The sequence below is a fragment of the Nonomuraea salmonea genome, assembly GCF_042428605.1.
Classification (GTDB): domain Bacteria; phylum Actinomycetota; class Actinomycetes; order Streptosporangiales; family Streptosporangiaceae; genus Nonomuraea; species Nonomuraea salmonea.
Map to the genome: position 1 here is coordinate 59,763 of NZ_JBHMCF010000025.1, position 19,436 is coordinate 79,198.

General features: G+C 63.7%; 18 protein-coding genes and 1 pseudogene. 11 read left to right on the plus strand and 8 right to left on the minus strand.

The annotated features are described in order from the left end of the window. Window positions 1-137: 137 nt before the first annotated feature. Together ACFFR3_RS22900 and ACFFR3_RS22905 are read left to right on the plus strand one after the other, a co-directional pair. Entirely contained in the window at window positions 138-740 is a 603-nt protein-coding gene (locus ACFFR3_RS22900; RefSeq protein ID WP_379483811.1) for a hypothetical protein, read from the plus strand. A 144-nt stretch (window positions 741-884) separates the two neighbouring features. Beyond that, the gene (locus ACFFR3_RS22905) at window positions 885-1,715 is read left to right on the plus strand and encodes a phosphotransferase (protein WP_379483812.1); all 831 of its coding nucleotides are present in this window, start codon (window positions 885-887) and stop codon (window positions 1,713-1,715) included. On the opposite strand, the gene ACFFR3_RS22910 is transcribed toward ACFFR3_RS22905, so the two are convergent. Beyond that, window positions 1,702-1,920, minus strand: a complete 219-nt coding sequence (locus ACFFR3_RS22910; protein ID WP_345395448.1) for a hypothetical protein — start codon at window positions 1,918-1,920, stop codon at window positions 1,702-1,704. The genes ACFFR3_RS22905 and ACFFR3_RS22910 overlap by 14 nt on opposite strands. Window positions 1,921-2,122: 202 nt before the next feature. Between ACFFR3_RS22910 and ACFFR3_RS22915 the strand changes: the two genes are divergently transcribed. Both ACFFR3_RS22915 and ACFFR3_RS22920 read left to right on the plus strand, forming a co-directional pair. Then, entirely contained in the window at window positions 2,123-2,692 is a 570-nt protein-coding gene (locus ACFFR3_RS22915; RefSeq protein ID WP_379483813.1) for an SMI1/KNR4 family protein, read from the plus strand. Window positions 2,693-2,720: 28 nt separating this feature from the next. After that, window positions 2,721-3,263 (plus strand): histidine phosphatase family protein, encoded by a 543-nt coding sequence (locus tag ACFFR3_RS22920; protein WP_379483814.1) that lies wholly within the window; start codon window positions 2,721-2,723, stop codon window positions 3,261-3,263. A 305-nt stretch (window positions 3,264-3,568) separates the two neighbouring features. Here ACFFR3_RS22920 and ACFFR3_RS22925 read toward each other — a convergent pair whose 3' ends face one another. Continuing rightward, entirely contained in the window at window positions 3,569-3,961 is a 393-nt protein-coding gene (locus ACFFR3_RS22925) for a hypothetical protein (RefSeq protein ID WP_379483815.1), read from the minus strand. Between the two features lie 324 nt (window positions 3,962-4,285). Here ACFFR3_RS22925 and ACFFR3_RS22930 point away from each other — a divergent pair, with 324 nt between their 5' ends. Next, window positions 4,286-4,681 (plus strand): DUF6463 family protein, encoded by a 396-nt coding sequence (locus tag ACFFR3_RS22930; protein WP_379483860.1) that lies wholly within the window; start codon window positions 4,286-4,288, stop codon window positions 4,679-4,681. Window positions 4,682-5,018: 337 nt separating this feature from the next. Here ACFFR3_RS22930 and ACFFR3_RS22935 read toward each other — a convergent pair whose 3' ends face one another. Then, window positions 5,019-5,366 (minus strand): hypothetical protein, encoded by a 348-nt coding sequence (locus ACFFR3_RS22935; protein WP_345395436.1) that lies wholly within the window; start codon window positions 5,364-5,366, stop codon window positions 5,019-5,021. Between the two features lie 64 nt (window positions 5,367-5,430). Between ACFFR3_RS22935 and ACFFR3_RS22940 the strand changes: the two genes are divergently transcribed. Then, complete coding sequence (locus tag ACFFR3_RS22940; protein ID WP_379483816.1) at window positions 5,431-5,958, plus strand: hypothetical protein; 528 nt, start codon at window positions 5,431-5,433, stop codon at window positions 5,956-5,958. Here the strand turns inward: ACFFR3_RS22940 and ACFFR3_RS22945 are convergent. From ACFFR3_RS22945 to ACFFR3_RS22955, 3 genes are all read right to left on the minus strand, one after another. Then, window positions 5,906-6,322 carry a transposase gene (locus ACFFR3_RS22945; RefSeq protein WP_379483861.1) on the minus strand — a complete coding sequence of 139 codons (417 nt, stop codon included), beginning with the start codon at window positions 6,320-6,322 and terminating at the stop codon, window positions 5,906-5,908. The genes ACFFR3_RS22940 and ACFFR3_RS22945 overlap by 53 nt on opposite strands. A gap of 193 nt (window positions 6,323-6,515) precedes the next feature. Beyond that, complete coding sequence (locus ACFFR3_RS22950) at window positions 6,516-7,466, minus strand: SDR family NAD(P)-dependent oxidoreductase (RefSeq protein ID WP_379483817.1); 951 nt, start codon at window positions 7,464-7,466, stop codon at window positions 6,516-6,518. A 37-nt stretch (window positions 7,467-7,503) separates the two neighbouring features. After that, entirely contained in the window at window positions 7,504-8,925 is a 1,422-nt protein-coding gene (locus ACFFR3_RS22955; RefSeq protein WP_379483818.1) for an MFS transporter, read from the minus strand. A 91-nt stretch (window positions 8,926-9,016) separates the two neighbouring features. Between ACFFR3_RS22955 and ACFFR3_RS22960 the strand changes: the two genes are divergently transcribed. Further along, complete coding sequence (locus tag ACFFR3_RS22960) at window positions 9,017-9,658, plus strand: TetR/AcrR family transcriptional regulator (protein ID WP_364378125.1); 642 nt, start codon at window positions 9,017-9,019, stop codon at window positions 9,656-9,658. 327 nt (window positions 9,659-9,985) lie between these two features. On the opposite strand, the gene ACFFR3_RS22965 is transcribed toward ACFFR3_RS22960, so the two are convergent. Next, entirely contained in the window at window positions 9,986-10,738 is a 753-nt protein-coding gene (locus tag ACFFR3_RS22965; protein WP_379483819.1) for a hypothetical protein, read from the minus strand. An 832-nt stretch (window positions 10,739-11,570) separates the two neighbouring features. On the opposite strand from ACFFR3_RS22965, the gene ACFFR3_RS22970 reads away from it, so the two are divergent. The 4 genes and pseudogenes from ACFFR3_RS22970 (at window position 11,571) to ACFFR3_RS22985 (ending at window position 15,139) form a co-directional block, all read left to right on the plus strand. Continuing rightward, a complete protein-coding gene (locus ACFFR3_RS22970) occupies window positions 11,571-11,885 on the plus strand; it encodes a hypothetical protein (protein WP_379483820.1) in 315 nt (104 codons plus the stop codon). Between the two features lie 305 nt (window positions 11,886-12,190). Then, window positions 12,191-13,578: pseudogene (locus ACFFR3_RS22975) on the plus strand (replication initiator); the annotation flags it as partial. Window positions 13,579-13,732: 154 nt separating this feature from the next. Continuing rightward, the gene (locus ACFFR3_RS22980) at window positions 13,733-13,924 is read left to right on the plus strand and encodes a helix-turn-helix domain-containing protein (protein ID WP_345395415.1); all 192 of its coding nucleotides are present in this window, start codon (window positions 13,733-13,735) and stop codon (window positions 13,922-13,924) included. Window positions 13,925-14,116: 192 nt separating this feature from the next. Next, complete coding sequence (locus tag ACFFR3_RS22985) at window positions 14,117-15,139, plus strand: tyrosine-type recombinase/integrase (RefSeq protein WP_379483821.1); 1,023 nt, start codon at window positions 14,117-14,119, stop codon at window positions 15,137-15,139. 356 nt (window positions 15,140-15,495) lie between these two features. Here the strand turns inward: ACFFR3_RS22985 and ACFFR3_RS22990 are convergent, their stop codons facing one another. Continuing rightward, the gene (locus ACFFR3_RS22990) at window positions 15,496-17,658 is read right to left on the minus strand and encodes an AarF/UbiB family protein (RefSeq protein ID WP_512699779.1); all 2,163 of its coding nucleotides are present in this window, start codon (window positions 17,656-17,658) and stop codon (window positions 15,496-15,498) included. Window positions 17,659-19,436 lie beyond the last annotated feature (1,778 nt).

Here is a 19,436-nt window from a genome sequence, read left to right on the forward strand (position 1 = left end):
CAATTCCTCTTCACCGGATTTTTCATGACTTTTCCGTACGCGCCCCAGTCTGCCTCCCAGGCCGCCACCCTGGACAACCGTCACCGGCTTTTGATCAACTGCGCACGTCCCTCAAGCAGCGACCCCGAAGGCCCGACATGTCCCTCATCACCCTGACCGAAGCCGCCACCCACTACGGCCTCTCCCACGACGCCCTGAAGAAGATCACCGCCGCCGGCCTCCTCCCCGCCTCCCGCCGGCAAGGCCGCACCCGCCTCATCCCTCGGGACGCGGCCGAACGCCTGAGCACCCGCCCCACCGCCCCGCTCCACGAGGTCCTGCCGAAGGACGAGGACACGATGCCCGTCCTGCGCGTCGGCGTGGCACAACCGGTCAAGGACCAGGACCGCCCCTACATCGGCTTCCACGCCGACCTCCCACCCGAGCACCTGTTAGAGGCCCTACGCGGCTGGTGGACGGGCGACCCGCAGAACATCTCGCGAGCCGGCATCCTCCCGATCACCCTCGGCGGCTTCGTCGTCGCCGTACTGACGGGCCTGGACGATTGGGAGAGCCGACGCATCTTCGGCCCCCGCATCCGTCACCGCTTCGACGCCAGACTCGCCGGCTACCTCACCGACCTGGACGCACCGACGAACATGATCGAGACAGGCCCGCCGGAGGACCAGACCCTCGCCAAGCTCCTCCTCGGCACCCGCCTCCCGTCAAACGCCGGCGGCCCCATCGCCTACGTCCGCTAGCTGCGGGGTCCCGCGCGGGGGCAGCCGCCAAGGCGGGACCCCGGTTGATCATGCGAACAACTGTTTCATGGGCGAAAAATCACGCGAGCGAATATCAACGCCGCTGGTACGGTGCTCAGCCCGTACGGAAGAGAGAAGGCACGGATGCAGGAAGCAGAGGTACGGCGGGCGACCGCCGCGGCCAGAGCGATCGCCTCATCGCTCGGCCTGGCCGCCGGCGACGACGCGATCATCCTGCAGAACTCGAACAAGCTCATCCTGCGCCTGCTGCCCTGCGACGTGCTGGCCCGCGTGGCCCCCGTGACCCAGCAGGTGGCCGACCTCGAAGTCGACCTCGCCCGGCGGCTGACCGGCTCCCCCGTGGCCGCGCTCGACCCCAGAGTGGAGCCGCGCGCCTATGAACACGACGACTACGTGGTCACGTTGTGGACCTACTACGAGCCGGTGGCCGAGGAGCCCTCACCGGCCGCCTACGCCGAGGCGCTTCACCGGCTGCACGCGGGCCTGCGCGTGCTCGACGTACCGGCCCAGCACTTCACCGACCGGGCCGAGCAGGCCCGTCGGCTCCTCGCCGACCGCGAGCTCACCCCCGAGCTCCCCGACGCCGACCGCGAGCTCCTCATCCGCACGCTGGCGAGCACGACCCGCACGATCCTCGAACGCGGCCGCCCCGACCAGCTCCTGCACGGCGAACCGCACCCCGGCAACGTGCTCACCACGAAGAACGGCCTGGTCTTCATCGACTTCGAGACGTGCTGCCGGGGTCCCGTGGAGTTCGACCTCGCCCACGCCCCCGTGGACGTCCATGGGCATTACCCGGGGGCCGATCGGGAGGTGCTGCGCCAGTGCCGCCTCCTGGTCCTGGCGATGATCATCACGTGGCGCTGGGACCGCGACGACCAGCTCCCGGACGGGCGGCGGCTCGGCGCGGAGTGGTTCGACCAGCTCAGGGCGGACCTGCTCACGGAGTCTTGAGCGCACCCCCGCCCACCAGCCAGTTGGCGCCGACCGCACCGGGCATCGTGGGAGACGCCAGGAGCAGCACCGCACGGGCGATCCCCGCGGGGTCGATCAACGCGTCGGTCACCATGCCGGGCTGCTGGGGCAGCCTCTCCAGGAACGCGTCCTGGCCGGGCCGTAGGTACGCCGCCAGATCGGCGCCGGAGGGATCTTCGAGCACCTCCGGGGCGCGCTGCCGCCGCCCGCGTTGTTCACGAGGACGTCGAGACGCGGATCCATGTCGAGCACCCGCTCGACCATGCGCCGCGGCCCGTCGGGTTCGACCGGGACGAACGTGGCGCCGGTGGCGGTGTTATCCGTTTAGCCGTGAAGTAAGAGACATCGCCTGACCAGCCATCTCACAACGTCGCAGAATGGACGGCATGCGATCGACCACCAGTCTGGACGAGCTGTCCGAGGACCTGCACCCGTCGAGCGCCGCCCCCTTGTCGGAGGAGGAGGTGCGGGGGCTCGAGGACCTCGTCCAGGCGTCGCTGCCCGGTGAGTTCCGCTCGTTCCTGCTGCGCTTCGGCCTCGGCGCGCACCCCGGCCTGGTGATCGACCTGGAGTGGATCACCGAGTGGACGTTACGGGAGCGACAAGCCTGCGAGGGCGCGCCGTGGCTCGCCGTCTCCGCCTCGGACCCCTTCCCCATCACTGAGGCCGACGCCGCCCGCCTCCCCCGCCTCGCTCCCCCGATCCTCACCTCCCCCAGGCCGACGCCCGGGACGATGCTCCTCCGCGACCACGGCTCCTCGCTGGTCAGCATCCTGGCGCTGAACGGCGACCTCGCCGGCACGGTGTGGATGACGGACCAGAGGTGGGGAGAGACGTACTGGTGGCCGTCCGCCCCGTGGATCCACGACCACCGTTGGGGGTACGTCCACTGCGGCTGGACCACCCCGATCCCGTTCCTCGACTGGTACATCGGCTGGACCCGCCCGCCCGTCTGAACACCACGCCTACGTCCAGGGAGCATCGATGGCGGTCACCCTCATCTATGAGACGCACTCGATCAGCACCCACAACGAGGCGGGCATCGCGAGCGGCTGGCTGCCCGGCGAGCTATCGGAGCGCGGCAAGACCCTGGCCGCCGAACTGGGCGAACGCCGCCGCCACGACGGCCTCGACGTGGTCTTCAGCTCCAACCTGCGCCGCGCCGTACAGACCGCCCAGATCGCCTTCGAGGGCTCGGACATCCCTCTCCTCCAGGACCCCCGCCTCCGCGAATGCCATTACGGCGAACTCGACGGCATGCCGGTAAGCCGGTTGGAGGGAAACCGCGCCCGGCACATCGACCACCCGTGGCCCGGCGGCCAGAGCTATCAGGACGTGGTCGAATTGACGAAAGACTTCCTCATCGACCTGGCCGAGAACTGGGACGGCAAAAAGGCGCTGGTGATCGCCCATTCAGCCAACCGCTGGGCCCTCCAACACCTTTTGACCGGCGTACCCCTCATCGATTTGGTGGACCGCCCCTTTGCATGGCAACCCGGCTGGACGTACGAACTGCCCAGCCGCTGAAGCCCCTGCATAGGCAGCACAGCCGAAGTTTGATAAGCCACCCTAGAGCCCGATTGAATGAATCAAACTCCGGCACTCCCAGGCACGCCGCAGACACGCTCGCCGACCGAGGCTTGCAGGACGGCGCGGTCACCGCAGCCCGAATCATCCGCAGCGCCTCTTGGGGGCGCGGACCGAGCCCGGGCCGCCGTTCGGCATGCGGTGGGGTGAGACGGCGTTGCCATACATATTGCTGTACAGCAGGAGAGAAACGTCTTTAGCGCCGACCGTAGGGCGGGCGAGCCGCATAAACACAAGTGGCACCCTCACCCTGCCAGCCGCAGGTCGCCGCCCCAACTATCTGCGGCCACACTCCCCGACTCGAACACGAACTCCGCTCCCATCAACTCGGTGCCGTCCACACCCCCACCGAATCGCTCGACCACGCGGACGAGCCGTTCGCCGATGTGCCGTACGAAGGGGACGCTGTCCGGGGCGGAGACCACATCGACGCGACTGCCCCACTCCTCCATCACGTAGCTTTGCCCTGGCTCGCCTGGCTCGATCTGAAACGACCAATCGGAAGCGACTCCGATGCCAATGACCACTGCCTCCAAGCGAAGCCACACCTCGATGACCTCAGGGGCGCCAGCTCCATGCCCGAACTGGGCAGCCACCACTCCGAACAGACGCTTGTCCGTCAGAGTCGCAAGATCCATGAGACAGGCCACCTCGGTGCAATCTCGGCCCTGAAAAGAATCTTCGCCAGAGTACGCGCGCCTCAATGACGTACCCGAGGGCAAGAGCCGGTGCATGCGCTCCGCCACAGTGGGCGGTCGTCATCCGGTCCGGCGCTTACCGCGAATCGGCGAACCCTGATCCCATGGCGTTCAGGCACTGAGCTGTGGTCGCTCCGCCTTCGGCGGTCCTGTGCCGCTCCCCGGAGCGAGGGAGCGACATCCCACCGCAGGGGGAATCACACCGGACCGTGGCCAGAGAAGCTGGCAACCATGAGCAATGCACCCGCGGTCCGCCCACCTGCAGTGTCCGCGCCCCCGAGTCGGCTCACCATCTGGGCCGGCCGAACGATGATCTTCATCGCTGTGGCGCACACCGCCGTGTTCGCCCCTCTCGTTCCCTTGTCCAGCTGGCTCGCCGGGGATCTCCGCAACCGTGCCGCGGACAGCGACTCGGTGGCAACGTTCTGGGCGCTGCCCGGCGGATTCGTCGTAGTGCTGGTGCTGCTAGGGCTACTGGTGGCACGGGCGGGACGGCAGGGACAACACGTCCCCGGCTATGTCGGCTGGGTGATCCTCGCCTGGGGAGCGCTGGCCGTCAGCCTGATCGGACCGAGCGGTTTCCTCCTCACCGCCGTCCCTGCCGGACTCCTCATCGCGGCGAACATCACCGCCGGACGACACCGCCGCACTTCGTCCTGAGCAGGTCTCGCCGGTCGAGCAGGCCGCCACAGCCGCCGGCACCTTCGCCCAGGTGTGGCCTCCTGTTAGCAAGATCGAAATATTGCCACGACAAACACGAAGCCCCTGAACCGGGACACCAGTCCAGGGGCCTCATCACGCAGAGCCGACGAGGGGAATCAAACCCCTGACCTTCTGTTCACAAGGTCCCCAAACGATCTCCACCATTGTCCGTGGGCGTTCGCTACCTCGTCTGACGGCACCCTCGTCGTACGTCCGTCTCCGTTCACCGACGTTCAAGGTCGTCCGTCTGAGTGGCTCCCAAGGTGGCTCCCACATTGCACTGCTGCCGGACTTCCTACCGACCCGCCGGAGCCCGCGCCAGCACCCCTGCGACGATCAACCGAACCCCCGTAACCAGCACTGCGGGGAGGAGGAAGAAGAGCCAGACTCCCCACTCCTCTCGATCCATCGCCCAGGCGACCACGAGCGCAAGGACCAAGGCGACAAGAGCAAGCGACAAGTAGACGACCTTGCGCCGCAGGCTACGGGACCGCACAAAGAGCGATACACCAACAACAACGACTGGTATCGAGTACCAGAGGATCATCGCGAGCAACACGCCGGACTCCTCGGCTCTCATGAGCACCGCCCGTACGGCGCCCACCCGGATCGTCTCACAGCGCAGTCCGACGATCAGCCCCATGACCCGGCCTTCAGCATGCCGCGATGAACCCGGAACTGTCGGTCTCTCTCACTACGATCACCGCATGTTTGGCTTGGACGCGTTGGAGTCGATTCTCCTTGTCCTGCTGCTGGTGATCCTCGGGCTCGGAATCAGCCGATGGATGGGACAACGCAAGGCATCGCGCATCTACGTCGGCCTGGACCTCATGACTCCTGTCGATGTGCAGGTCCGGGCGCACGACCTGATCGAGGCGGGACGGTTTCACGACGCTGTGGACCTGATCCGCAAAGAGTCCCAGGTATCCGGGCCGACCGCATTGGAAGTCGCGAAGGTCCTACGTGCCGGCGGGGTGCTGCCGGGCTTCCCGGTGTTCGATGAGGATGACCTGCCCACCCGGATCCGCAAGCTGATCGAGGCCGGCCACCGGAAGCAGGCTGTCTTTCTTGCGCGAAGCACCGAGGACATGAGCCAGCCAGAAGCTGAGGCCTTCGTCGACGCGCTTTCAGGGGAGCCGAACGCCGGGCGCAGTAGCGGCGGCGCTCCGGTCCAGCAGAGCGTTACCGATGGCGTTGTCGTGGATCGAAGCTGCCGCTTACCACCACCGCGATGACTAGGCCCAGCACGTCCACGGCCAGCCCTCGCGTGCGACCCGGCACCTTCTTGGCCGCATCCCGTCCGGTCGTGGCCTTGTCGGTGCCGTCCTTACGCCAGGCGGTGTAGTAGTACATGACGGCGCTGCGAGGTGGCAGGCCATGGGGCAGCAAGCTCCACTGGCAGCCGGTCCGGCTCTGAAACAGGATCGCGTTAACGATCTCCCGCATCTCGTATCTGCCCTGAGGGCCGCTGACCGAGGGGTGCGCGGCTTTCCACGCCGTGACCACCGGCTCGATCAAGGCCCACCGCTCATCGGATAAGTCGCTCGCGTACGGCTTGCCCCCGGACTGCCCTCTGAGAACCGATCGGAAGATCGGCAGAGGTTCGGCGGACCGTTCCTGGCGTTCATGAGATCCGCGTCCTTGGACGTTGAGGAGATTCCGGCGGGGTCGAAGTCGATCGGGGCTTGGCTAGTGGCAGTCCTGGACTGACGGAGTTTCCAACGACGGTGCCGCTGGCCTACGACGATCTACGGCACTGTGGCCTCATAGACGATCGAGATCGACCGTTGGCTCACCTGAGGTTCGAGCTTGGGTCGAGGCCGGTCAGACTGGCGGTGGCAGCCCACAGGCGCGCCGCGAGTACGGTGTCGGCCAGGTGACCTCGGACGGGTTCGAGGGCGGGCAGGCCGCGGATCCCGAACACCCGGGGTCCCCAAAGCTGGCCACCGCGCACGGACGGGTCGAGGACGGCCCGGACAGCGGGCCAGGCGCCGGCCTCCTTGCTCTGCAAGAGGAGGGCGGCGGGCAGGCCGCGCAGTCGTTCGCCACTGGTTCGGACGTGGACCGGCGGGCGTGAGGGGGTGAGGGAGTCGAGTGCGCCGCCGGGGTGGACGATCACGCTCAGCGTCGTGCTGCCGGCGGCGCGCAGGCGGCGGTCGAGTTCGAAGCCGAAGAGCATCTGGGCGAGTTTGGATCGTGCGTAGGTGCGCTTCGGCCGGTAGTCGCGCGTGCTCTGGAGATCGTCAAGGTCCAGGCATTCGGACTTTGCCGTGAAGCTGCCGGTGGTGACGACGCGGCTCGCGGGTGTGGCCGTCAGCAGGGGTGCGAGCCACCAGATCAGCGCGAAGTGTCCCAGATGGTTAGTGGCGAACATCAGCTCGCTGCCGTCCCTGGTCTCGCGCCGTGGCGGCTCGTCGAGCAGCACTCCGGCGTTGCAGACGACCGCGTCCAGTCTCTCCAGTTCCAGGGCGTCCGCGGAGGCTTGGAGCGAGGAGAGGTCGGCGAGATCCAAACGGATGTGACGTACGCGGGCACCAGGGACGCGGGCGCGGATCGAGACCCGCGCAGCTTCGGCCTTGACGGTGTCACGGCAGGCGAGGATAACGGCGGCGCCGGTGCCGGCCAGTTGTTCGGCGACGAAGTATCCGATGCCCGCGTTGCCGCCGGTGACGAGGAAGTTCTTGCCCTCGGCGCGCGGCAGGCGCCGCACGTCCCAGGGGCCTGGCCTGTGGAGGGAGGACATGTTCGGCTCCTTTCGGTGATGGGTGGTCGTGCCTGCGTCAGTGCTGGAGCTCTTCCGGTGCTCGCCTGGGCATGAGGATCACGGCCGGGACGGTGATGGCGGTGAGGGCCACGACGACGATGAGGCTGGTCGTCATGGCGTGGCCGAGGCCGGAGGCGGTCGACTGGAAGAAGACCGAGGTGACGGTGGCCGAGCCGATGCCGGCCGCGAGTTGCTGGATCGCCGACAGGGAGCCGCTGGCGCTGCCGGCCTCGTCGGGATCGATGTCGCCGATCGCGATGTCGAAGATGGTGCCGTAGCAGGCGCCCATCCCCAGGCCGGTGAGGAAGACTGCTGGCGCTAGGGTCCAGAGGCTCAGGTCCGTGCCGGAGCCTGTGACCAGGACGAGCAGCCAGCCGCAGCCGATCAGGATGATGGCCAGGCCGAGGAAGATGAGAGTGCGGCCCAGCTTCTTGATCAGCGCCATGCATGCCCCCGCGGCCACGATGATGCCGACGGTCATCGGCAGGAGACCCAGGGAGGCGTCGCGCGCCGAGGCGTGCAGCCCTTGCTGCATGAACAGGGACAGGACGTAGACCAGCCCGGTGGTGGCGGCGAAGACGATCAGTCCGGTTAGCAGTCCGGAGCTGAAGCCGCGGTTGCGTAGCAGGGATGGCTTGAGCAGCGGGTCGGTGGCGGTGCTCTGGCGGCGGGCAAAGGCTGCTAGGAACGCCAGGCCGGCGATGATCGAGAGGATCGGGATGGTGGTCCAGCCGTTGCTCGACCCCTCGACCAGCCCCAGGAGCAGGCCGAACATGGTGGCGGCGAGCAGCCCTGAGCCCACCCCGTCCACGCCGGTGGACGCGTCGCCGTCGTCGTGCGGCAGCAGCCGAACGGCCAGGACCAGGCCGAGGCCGCCGAGCACCAGGTTGACCAGGAAGATCGGGCGCCACGACAGCCCGGCGATGTCGGCGTCGATGACGAACCCGGCCAGGATCGGGCCGCCGACCGAGGCGGCCCCCAGCAGGGGCCCGAACAACGCGAACGCCCTGGTGAGCATGTCACGCGAGAACGTCTTTGTCATGATCGCCATACCTTGCGGGATCAAGAGCGCGCCGAACGCTCCCTGTGCGCCGCGGGCGAGAATCAGCAGGGTGGGGTTGGGCGAGAGTCCCGCCATGGCCGAGGCGATCGTGAAGCCGCTTATGCCGATGAGAAACAGCCTGCGCTGGCCGTACTTGTCGCCCAGTCGCCCGCCGACCACGAGCAGGACGCCCATCGCGAGCATGTAGGCCGATCCGAGCCACTTGATCAGGCCCTCGCCACCGTGCAGTTCGGCGGTGATCGTGGGCGCGGCGATGTTGGTGACCGTGGCGTCGATCATGTCGAGGGCGTCGGCGAGCAGGACCAACCCCAAGATCGCCCACATGCGCCGGCTGGACGCGGTGGCCGGCGGGCCGACCGTAGCGGACATTGTCATGGACATCTCTCCAATGGAACGAAACTAGACTGACTCTGAAACTATAGCCACTATAGATTCAGAGGAGTTCCAGATTCGGTACGATGGGGACATGCCGACGACGATGGGGCGCCGCGAGCGCAAGAAGGCACAGACCCGCCGGGCGTTGTCGGAGGCGGCGTTGCGGCTGTTCTCCGAGCACGGGTACGACGGCGTCACCGTCGCTCAGATCGCCGACGAGGCGGACGTCTCCATCGCCACCCTGTTCGCGCACGTGCCGGACGGCAAGGAAGCGCTGATCTTCGACGACGGCGCCGAACGACGCGTCTGGCTGGTCGCCGCGGTCCGCGACCGGCCCTCCGGCCAGTCGGTGCTGGAAGCGCTGCGCCGCTGCATGGCAGCCCGCGGACCCTTCACCAACGATCTCCCGCCCGAACTGCGGCGCAAGCGGGACCTGATCGTCAGCACGCCGGCGCTGCGGGAGTACTCACGCAAGCTCTGGATAGCCAGCGAGGGAGCCCTGGCCGAGGCGATCGCCGCCGAGAGCGGCCGCGACCCCTCCGACATGACCGTCCGCGCTCTAGCCCGCTACGTCCTGGAGATCCCCGAACTCGCGGGCACGGAACCCGACCCCTTGGCCGCGCTGAACGCCATCTTCGACCTTCTCGAATCCGGCTGGCCGGCGTTGGACGGCCTCGACGCCGAACGCGTCAGGATTGCCCGGCAGCCGGAGTCGACCGACAGCCGCCGCTGATCGGCCTGGGCCGTTGACGCTCATCGAAGGCTGGACAGGGCGAAAGCGGTCGCGCACGGTGCCTACTCGGCTCCTCCTTCAGTCCTGGCGGGGCGCTACCGCACCGCTTGCCTCGAGCTGCTCGGCCACGAACTTCAGCACCACCACCCCGGGCCCATCCACAGGATCCTCCCGGAACGTCCCCAGCACCGCACAATCACCACCGGCAGCCCCCAACTGGTGTGTCCCGGGTCGCCGAATGCATGCTTGACCTCGGTTTTCAGTGGGCCGTGCCGGGGTGGACGACTCCGCCGACTACTCGTGATGTCCCGACGCGGCCGGGCGGGGTCAGGCTCCGGCATCGGGGTCCGGCGGTGGTTCGGTGTCGATGGTGTCGGATGTGAGCCCACCCTCGTTCGCGGGCCGGAAGCCCAGTTCGTGGAGTTCGGGAATGTCGATCGCGGTGACCACGCGCAGAGCGCCATCCTCGGTCACCATGCGGACCGCGAGACGCACCAGTGCGCCGCGTACCTCCGTCGGGACGCCGGGCTGGGTATGGACCGCGTCGAGACGTGCGATGGTGTGCCGCGTGTCCTCCCAGGACGCAACCGCATGGCCGACGTAAGGGTGCCCGCGAGCGTTGTCCACGTACGCCTGCAACCAGCAGAGGAGCCTGTCCTCGGCGATCAGCCGGCGGGGAACGCTCACGTCTATGCCCGCCTTGGCCAGCCAGGACCCGGTCTCGGACGCGGGCAGGGGGACCAGTGCCTCTGGAGCTCCCCAGGTGACGTGGGTCCCACGCCGGCGCAGCCGCCGTCGGAGGGACGGCACACCTATGAGGGGGACCGGGCTGAGGTGGAACCCGGCGGGAGAGACGTCCGGGGCGTCGTGGGCGTCCAGCACGACGTAACCGTCGCGGATCTTCCGGCGGCTACGGCTCACCAAGCCGGTCGCGAGTTCCTCCGCGAGGCTGGACAGGACCTCCGCGGCCCATTCGTCCGCCGAGGTCACCGGTAGGCCAGTCCACGGACTTCTGGGTGCGGTCGGGAACCTGACCTCGACGGCGTAGACGTTCGGATCCCGCCGCCAGCGGAAGATCACTAACAGGTTGTCCGGCTCCGCGACAACATCGGCGCCGAAGAGTCCGTCCGTTATCGCGCCGGGCCTTGGCTACGTGGCGGCGCAAGGTCGATCTGGATTCGCAGAGTCAAACGTAATTGTTATGACGGAGTCTTTTATACTCGACCGGCAGACTCCCGATGGACGCAAGGCGTTGGACGATTTTTCGCAGGCCCTGAAGTCGAGGGGCTGGAAGGTTGTTGCACGTCTGCAACCCTCAGGTGTGCAGATGGAATCGACTCAGTGGCCGAGTCATCTTCTCTCCCTTGAAGTGGCTAGTGACGTCACTCTCTATCCCCACGGGGAAGGGGCAAGGCTACTGAAAGAAACACAAGGGCGGGCGAGATATCCTGACGCTTTAGTGATCGTTTCGCTTCATCGAACAGACCAAGGTATTCCCATCCTGACGGTCCCGGCCCCAACCAGGTCCACGCCTATGACCTGCTGCGCATGTTCGACCACGAGACCGCCCCATCCTGCTCGGCCAGACCTTCGCGAGGACGGCCGAATCATAAGACTCTCCACTTGCTGACGGTGATCGACTCGGTGTCGGCGCCATCCTCCGCCATGGGTTTGGCTGATATGCGCGCTCACTGATGGATGCTCGAGCAGTAAAGTATGATGAGATCACGAGTGAGTACCCAAAAGCATCAACAATCGAGATAATATGACAACAATAATGTGGAATCGATCTAGAGTGCCATTCGCTGCTGCGTCTCTAATCCTGGCCCTCGCGAGCACATCATGCGTCAGCACTAGCAATGGTGTCAGCGCTGATAAATGTCTGGATACAGCCAAGCGAGAAAATGCTGCCATGCAGGCCGCCGTCAGCCCGGCGCTTCGAGACGACAAGATGGGGGAAGTGTCTATCTATGAAATGAACGGATGCGATTCGGCCGATAACGGCGCATGGCTCGATGCTGAAATTGAAGATACAATGTCCAAGGAGGAGATTTTTTCTATATTTGAGTCGCATGGATGGAGTACTAATCCTATGGAATTGCCGGAATGCAATCCGGGTGTTTGCGGTGCAGAGCTCGCTAAAGAGGTAGGCTCTCAGCTATTTGGGATCAGATTTATCCACCGAGAAGAGCAGGGGGTCTGGGAGCTTGAGATAGTATCTTTGTAACAGCCGCTGAGCCTTACAGCGATGGCCTTGCCAATACTGTTGTGAAAGGTCATTGTGCCTGGTAGCGCGGGTGGTTATCAGCGGTTGGATGGTGGGCAGTACATGCCTAGCTTTGGGTGATATTCGCAATGCTGCTCGACTCTGGGTTCTGGAGAGCTGAAGACCGGTACGGGCGTGGTTGACCTGGTGAGACGGTGCCTGCGCAGGTACCCCCTACTATCTCCCGCTGGAGTTCCAGCTTCCTGAAACACAACATGCTTGGTTTGCTTGACTATCCAAGTGAGCATGCTGCGTAATGAAGCTACTTGGCAGAGGTCGCCAAGCTTCACGGCGTCTGCATCCGGCCCGTCCCGCTCAAGCCGCTCGACACCCACACCGGCCAATGGGAGATCGTCGATGTCCCGTGCGGCTCTCCCATGGAGAGCAAGTGTCCGCCGTGTGCCAAGCGCAACAAGCAGCTCCGCAAGGCCCAGTGCCGCGAGGGCTGGCACCTGAAAGCGGAACCGGCGATCGCTCCGGACGAGCCGACCGACGAACAGCGCTGGCTGGTCGAGTTCCGCGCCGACATTCAGGCCCAACGCAACGAGGCCGAACGCCACGGCGGCGACACGACCGACTTGGACGCAGTCATCGAGGGCCTGGACGAAGAGATCAACGCGGCGGGCATGCGGGGCAACGTCCTCGGCCGGACAGCATCCAAGCGCTCCCGCTCGACCCGGCGGCGGCAGGACGCGCCAGACCTGCCCAAGCGGAAGACGGCGCACACCACGCTCGGCCGGACCTTCCAGGCCCCGGACGGCAAGACCTACCGGCCGTCGCTGTTCGTCACGCTCACTCTTCCGAGCTACGGCAAGGTCAAAGACGGCGCACCCGTCGACCCCGACACCTACGACTACGCGCGGGCCGCTCGTGACGCGCTGCACTTCTCCAAGCTGGTCGATCGGTTCGTGCAGAACCTTCGCCGCGTCGCCGGCTTCGACGTCCAGTACTTCGCCTCCGTGGAGCCGCAGAAGCGGCTCGCCCCGCACCTGCACATGGCCATCCGCGGAACGCTCCCACGCGCGGAGATCAAGCAGATCGCGGCGGCCACCTACCACCAGGTGTGGTGGCCATCCGCCGATCAGGTCGTCTTCGACGGCGACCACCTGCCCGTCTGGGAAGAAGAGGCCGGCTACCTCGACCCCGACACAGGCGAGGTCCTGCCCACCTGGGACGAAGCTCTCGACCAGCTCGACGCCGACGAGGAAGCCGAACCTTTGCATGTGATCCGCTTCGGCGACCAGGTGGACGTCAAAGGCGTGCTCGCTGGCACGAAGGACTCCGGCCAGTGCATCCGCTACCTGTCCAAGTACCTCACCAAAGCCTCGGCGAAGGACTCGACAGCCAGGCCCAACGCGCCCACGCGGCCCGTTTCGTCGACGCCCTGCGCTACGAACCGTGCTCGCCGACCTGCCCGAACTGGCTGCGGTACGGCATCCACCCCAAGAACGCCAAAGCCGGGATGGATCCTGGCCGGTGCCGGGGCAAGGCCCACAAGCCCGAACACCTCGGCTACGCCGGACGCCGCGTCCTGGTCTCCCGCAAGTGGTCCAACAAGACCCTCGCCGAACACAAGCAGGACCGCCGCACCTGGGTCCTGGAAGCCCTCGGCAGGGCCGACGAACCTACCGACCCCCATCGTTACATCTGGCGCCCCGTCCCGGCCGGAGACGCCAACGTGCCACCGCTGACCATGCGGCTCCTGAGATCCGTTCGCGAGCGCCAACGCTGGCGCGCCCACATGGCCGAGCTCCAGGCCCGAGCAGACGGCCAAGATCTTCGGCAACTGAGCACCCTGGGAGGGCCGCATGACAGTGAGCATCGCCCCTCTCCTCCTTCGACCCGAAGAGGCTGCCGACTACCTCGGCATCGGCCGGACCAAGGTCTACGAGCTGATCCGCTCAGGCTCGCTTCGATCCGTTCGCATCGGCACCCTGCGTCGCGTTCCCGCGACCGCACTCACCGACTTCGTCGCCCAGCTTGAACAGGAGCCCGCATGAGCACCAAGAAGCGCGGCCAGAACGAGGACTCGATCTACAAGGACGGCGGCCGCTGGCGCGGGGCGGTCTCCCTCGGCTACGGCCCGGACGGCAAGCGCATCCGCAAGAAGGTCTCCGGCAAGACCCGGGCCGAAGTCGTCGAGAAGGTCCGCAAGCTCAAGGAGACCCTCGCCAAGGGCGCTCCCGTCCCGGATGACCCGGCTGCCGGTCGGTGCGTTCCTCGACCGCTGGCTGCTGCACCTGCCGGGTCACATCTCCGATGGGACCTTGGACGACTACGAGGACACGGTACGGCTGCACCTGAAGCCGGGGCTCGGCCGTCACAAACTGACCAAGCTCACCGTGGCGCAGGTCGATGCACTCTGGCAGGCAAAGCCCGAGGCCGGCTACAAGGCGAACAGCGTCCGCAACATGCGGGCCGTGCTTCGGAAGGCCCTTGGCCAGGCAGAACGGGAGGGCTTGGTCATGCGGAACGTCGCGGCGTTGTCGATGCCACGGCGCGTACCCGTGGAGGAGGGCCGGACGCTCACGGTGAAAGAGGGGAAGCGACTCCTCGGCACCGTCGCCGACCATCGCATGGGCGTTCTCGTCCTCCTAGCCCTCGTGTTCGGTCTGCGTCGTGGCGAAGCTCTCGGGCTCATGTGGAACGCCTTCGACCTGGACGCCCGCACCCTGCGCGTCACCCACTCCGTCAAGCGACTCAAGAACCGTGACCTGGGCTCCACCGCCGCCAACACCCGCATCGTGATCAGCGAGCTCAAGACCAGGCGCTCACGCCGCGTCCTCTGTCTGACTCCCGAGTTGCTCGAGGCAGTCAAGCGCCACAAGGCCGCCCACAACAAGGAGCGTCTCAAGGCAGGCGAGGACTGGACGGAGCACGGCCTGATGTTCCCCACTGCTTTCGGCAATCCGTCCGACCCGGACACCTTCTCTCACCTGTTCTCCCGCCTGGCCAAGAAGGCGGACCTCGGCCACTGGCACCCGCACGAGGTTCGCCACTCCGGCGCGTCGCTCATGCTCACCCAGGGCACTCCCCTCCACGTCGTGTCCGAAGTCCTCGGCCACGTCAGCATCGCGATCACAAAGGACGTCTACGGCCACCTCCTGGAGGGTGACCGGCGCGCGGCGACCGAAGCCATCTCCAGCGCTCTCCTGGGGAAACAGCCCCGGGTGGCTCCCAAGGTGGCTCCCGAAGACACCGAAGACACCGGTTGAAGGTCATAAAGCGAAAGGCCCCTGACGGCGTAACGCCTGTTCAGGGGCCTTTCGCTAGCAGAGCCGACGAGGGGAATCGAACCCCTGACCTTCTGTTTACAAGAAACTTCGAAACTATCCACAGATGTCCGTCACAGTACACGGGCCTGCTCACAGAGACCTGCGCAGCTTGATCGACATCCATGGGCGTCCACCTGGGTACAGAGGTGCTGTTAGCAGCCGCGTTAGCGAGAACACGATTGGTCTTGGACTCAGTGATCGCTGAGCACAAGCGCGCCTGGTATCGGCATGACGACAGCGTCGCACCAAAACCACTGGATCACCGGTCATACGCCGACGCCCACACGCCGTTTGCCTCATCTTCCGAAGAGTGAAAAATACACATAATGCCAAAGATCCAAGCTCTTCTCCCGTCGATTGAGAGCAGCAGCCCATCTCTGCACAGTGACGCGATCCGCAATCATCCCTCGCAGTTCCGTCTCTCTTCGGGCCAACTCTGCTAGCTTCTGCTGCGAATCGTCCAGCACTACCTGAACCTCACCTGAAAACGATGCGCGCTTGGCTGCTACGGCATCTCGAGCTCGAGTCCGCGCCTCCTGCAGCTCGTCCTCCAGAATTGCCCGCCGCTCCCTTAGCGCCTCCCACTGAGCATGGAAACGCTCACCAACCTCCCGATGCAGATCTTCTGGCACAGCTATAGGACAAATTGATCGCGCCCTGGATTCGCATTGCTGACGCCATTCTTCAAGCGCCCTCGCCTTCTGCGGTCCGATTCCTCTGATCCTCACGAGGTCGCCCGCGCGATTCACAATGGAAACTTTCGGGTCGCTCCTGCCAACGATTTGCACGCCCACAAAGTCAGCGGCGGTGCGAATCTTACGCTTCGCCAAGGCATCGACGTTGGCACTGTTCAAATGGCGAATATAGGCTCCTTTGATGCGATAAAATGCAAGGTGCTGCAGCACCCATGCCTTCTGGAGCGGCCAGAAGGATTCAGCCAAAGCGTCTGCTTGCCTAGCGGACAACGATGTGGCATCTTGATCGATGAGATTCTTTTTTTCGTGAAATTCCTTCTCAATCCGAGCCAGCTCATGATTAAGCTCATCTGTCAACTTGTGGTGATCTACGCGCACACGTTCGCGGAACTTCTTATCAAACAGAGCCTGTTTCTTGAACTCACTCTCGACAGCGTCAAGATCAGCCTCCGTGACCCCACTGGCAGCGATTAGCTTATTGAAGCTTAATCTCTCCATACGGATCTTCAGGAGCTCTGGGCGTCGCGTATGCAAGCGACGAATATGAAAGGCAACCAGAATCGTAGCCACAGCCACCAAAAGCATGACACTTAGATCGATGAACGCCGACACCACTAGCAATATCAGAAGAAGCAGTGCGCCTAGTGTGGCCAGCACCTCGTGGCGTCGCCTGCCATCGAAGTTAGCGATATGCAAAAAGACATTGTCGCGATCACTTGACATATGTCCATCGAGCCATTGAGGCCTGCTCCCGCTTGACTGTACAGCCTCACCGGAGCTGACCAACTTTAAATCCAGGCTGCGCGCCATCGGCTTCAGCAGTGCAGATCGTTCCAACGACGGGATGGCTTCGATGGGCATACCAGTCAAGCTTGTAACAGCCTGAGCGATGATCCTGATACGTTCATCAGGATGCTGCAATAAGGCGGGAAACCTGGGAGAATTCGCCGGATCACGGAGGTCTTCGCTGGCCAACAGAAGGTACTCCCCATCCGGTTCATGCAACTGGCCCCATAGCCTTGGGTCCACGGTCAAACACACAAGCGATGAGTAAATGAGCCAGTTTGAGAAACGATCTAGGTGTGGTCCAAAGTGACTAATCCGTCGTAGCGGAGACTGATAATTCCGATGTCCTACTTCTACAGCATCGTACCCAGCAAGTGAAGGTACATACAAGCCATCGTAATCCACTAAACGAAGGCTTAGATCTGGAGCGACGATGATATTTCCGTGCTGAAGGTCTCCATGGGCGATACCCATTGTCTGCAGGTCGTCAGCAAGGTCAGCGAATCGTCGAGCCACGGCAGTAACGGCGTCAATATTCTCGACATTAGCATTTATCCAGGAGATTAGGTCTATGCCGTCGGCCCACTCCATGATAAGGATCGGACGTCGCGTCCCGTTTACTAGGATTCCATCTCGAAGGTATTCAAAGCCCATTTTCCACGGCTGCGAAAGACGGTTCTCAGAGATTGTCGATAGATGAGCGTCAATTCCGACGTAGCGTCGATCGAGATCTTCGATATGCCGCGTAAAGCACTTCACTGCTACCCGGTGACCGTCAGCCCTCGTCAACGAAAAGACAACCGCATTGTTGCCGGATATAAGCTTAGGAACTCCAATAGGTGTCGACTCGAAAGACGCAGTCTGCAGACTGGGTCTGTTAAAGCAGAGACTAGGGTTCTGCATAGCCTCGGCATATTCTCTGCCACTGGGCATGCTTACCGCGGGTTGGGGCTCACCATCCTTCGGGTCAGGAGACATACTTCTATCCTTGGATATGAATATGTACTACAGCTACATCATCGTTCCGAAGACCGCCCACTCGACGCTGGTCGGCCACCCAAGCCTCAAACTTATTCCTGTCGTCGCTGCCGATGACGTTTTTCAGCTCCTCCACTGCTGCGGCGAACTCACGGCTAGTGGCTCGCTCCGATCGATCCATAAGCCATGCTGCCATCGCATCCGTCATAAGAAAAAAGTCGTCACAATGCTTATACCCGCTTGATATAAACACTGCCCCATTTAGTCCGGAACAGAGAGAGTGTTCCCGACTTCCCACTAGCACTGGATAGCTGTGGAACTCGGACGATGATGTAAGCGGAAAGAGCGTCACGATGGAAGAGTCACGCAGCTGAAATAGGCACGAGTCCCCAATTGCGACAGCCTGCCATCGGCCGACATATGCAGACGGATTTTGAGCGCCTGACCTTATATCATCCTCATCAAGCTCCTCAAGCCACATCGCTAGAAGCGTTGCATATGCACCCTCCGCTAGTTTGTGCTCCTCATACCACCGTATTGGCCGCCCGTCTCGCTGTCGCCAGTCCAGATATTCACTTTCCCAAGTGCGCCATTCCTCCTGGAGAGTCAGCAGCAGCCTCTCGAAGCTACTTTCACTAGAGAGCAGCTGCGGTGCCTTCAGCACTGTGTTTGCTGCTCGGCTTGCAACCAGCTGAGCCCAGCGGCCGGCATGAAAGCTTTCCGAGGCGCCATCCGACACGGCAATGGCAACTGAACCGCGATAGTGCGCAGCGGAAGATTCTGATGGTGGTTGAATGGAGAAGTGATCCTCACATTCAACTTCGCTGTTGCCCCCCTTGGTCAGCTTTGCACCTCTGACGCTAACCCATCCAGTCCTCTCAGATGTCATTTGGGATCCGCCGTGCGCGTACCTATGTCTAGAAATCGAGCAACAGCAGAGATATCTGCGTTATACACGAATCCTCGACTTGCGTCACTTACTCTATACCCATGAGCCGCTGCAAATGAGCGCATATGGCTTGGCAGGACACTAGACATGCTAAAAAGCAAACGCGAAAATTCGTCTGGCAAGTTTCTATCCGTGTCGGAGTACGATATAGGCTCGCCTCCCGAGCTTGACACGTGAAGATTGAACAGCAGCGCGGTCCCATCCGCTGTGGAGTGGCCAGTAATCGCCGCTCCTGCTGAAGTTGGATCACCGTCTGTAGATGCCCCGTCGGATAGATTGAGTACGATTGGAGGAAACCCTGCCGGGTACTTCTCTGTCCAAACTGCTACTAGGTTCTCCGCATAGGCCAAGGCGCGACTCATTGGCGTGGGGCCGTCAGACGTCGGTTCGATCCATATAGGAACGCTGAGTGGCACCTCCATCAGCCCACCTGCTCCATCCGGCGCCATCCTTGTTCGCTGATCAAGGCGTATAGGGTTATCGGCTATCAATGAGATCGGAACAAGGTCTCGTTGCGCGAGCGCACCGGTAAGTATCGAAGCTACTACTTGTCCATAACCTATGACAGCAACATGGAAGTAGTCTCGGACCCCATCCTCTTTTGTGCACTTGATAGTCAGTTCAGTCAGAAGCCGGTTGATTGCGTCGGCTACTGCGTAAGCTTTACTCTGGCGCGTTCCTCCCTGCAGTGGCTCTGCCATGGATGCGGACTGGTCTACTAGGAATACAAGACAGGCTGGATTTGCGCGACTAATCTCTGCCGTGTAGCTCATGTTGTGGGACTCCTAGGAGGGTTGCTGCGGCTGTACCATCTTCATGCTGAGGAGTG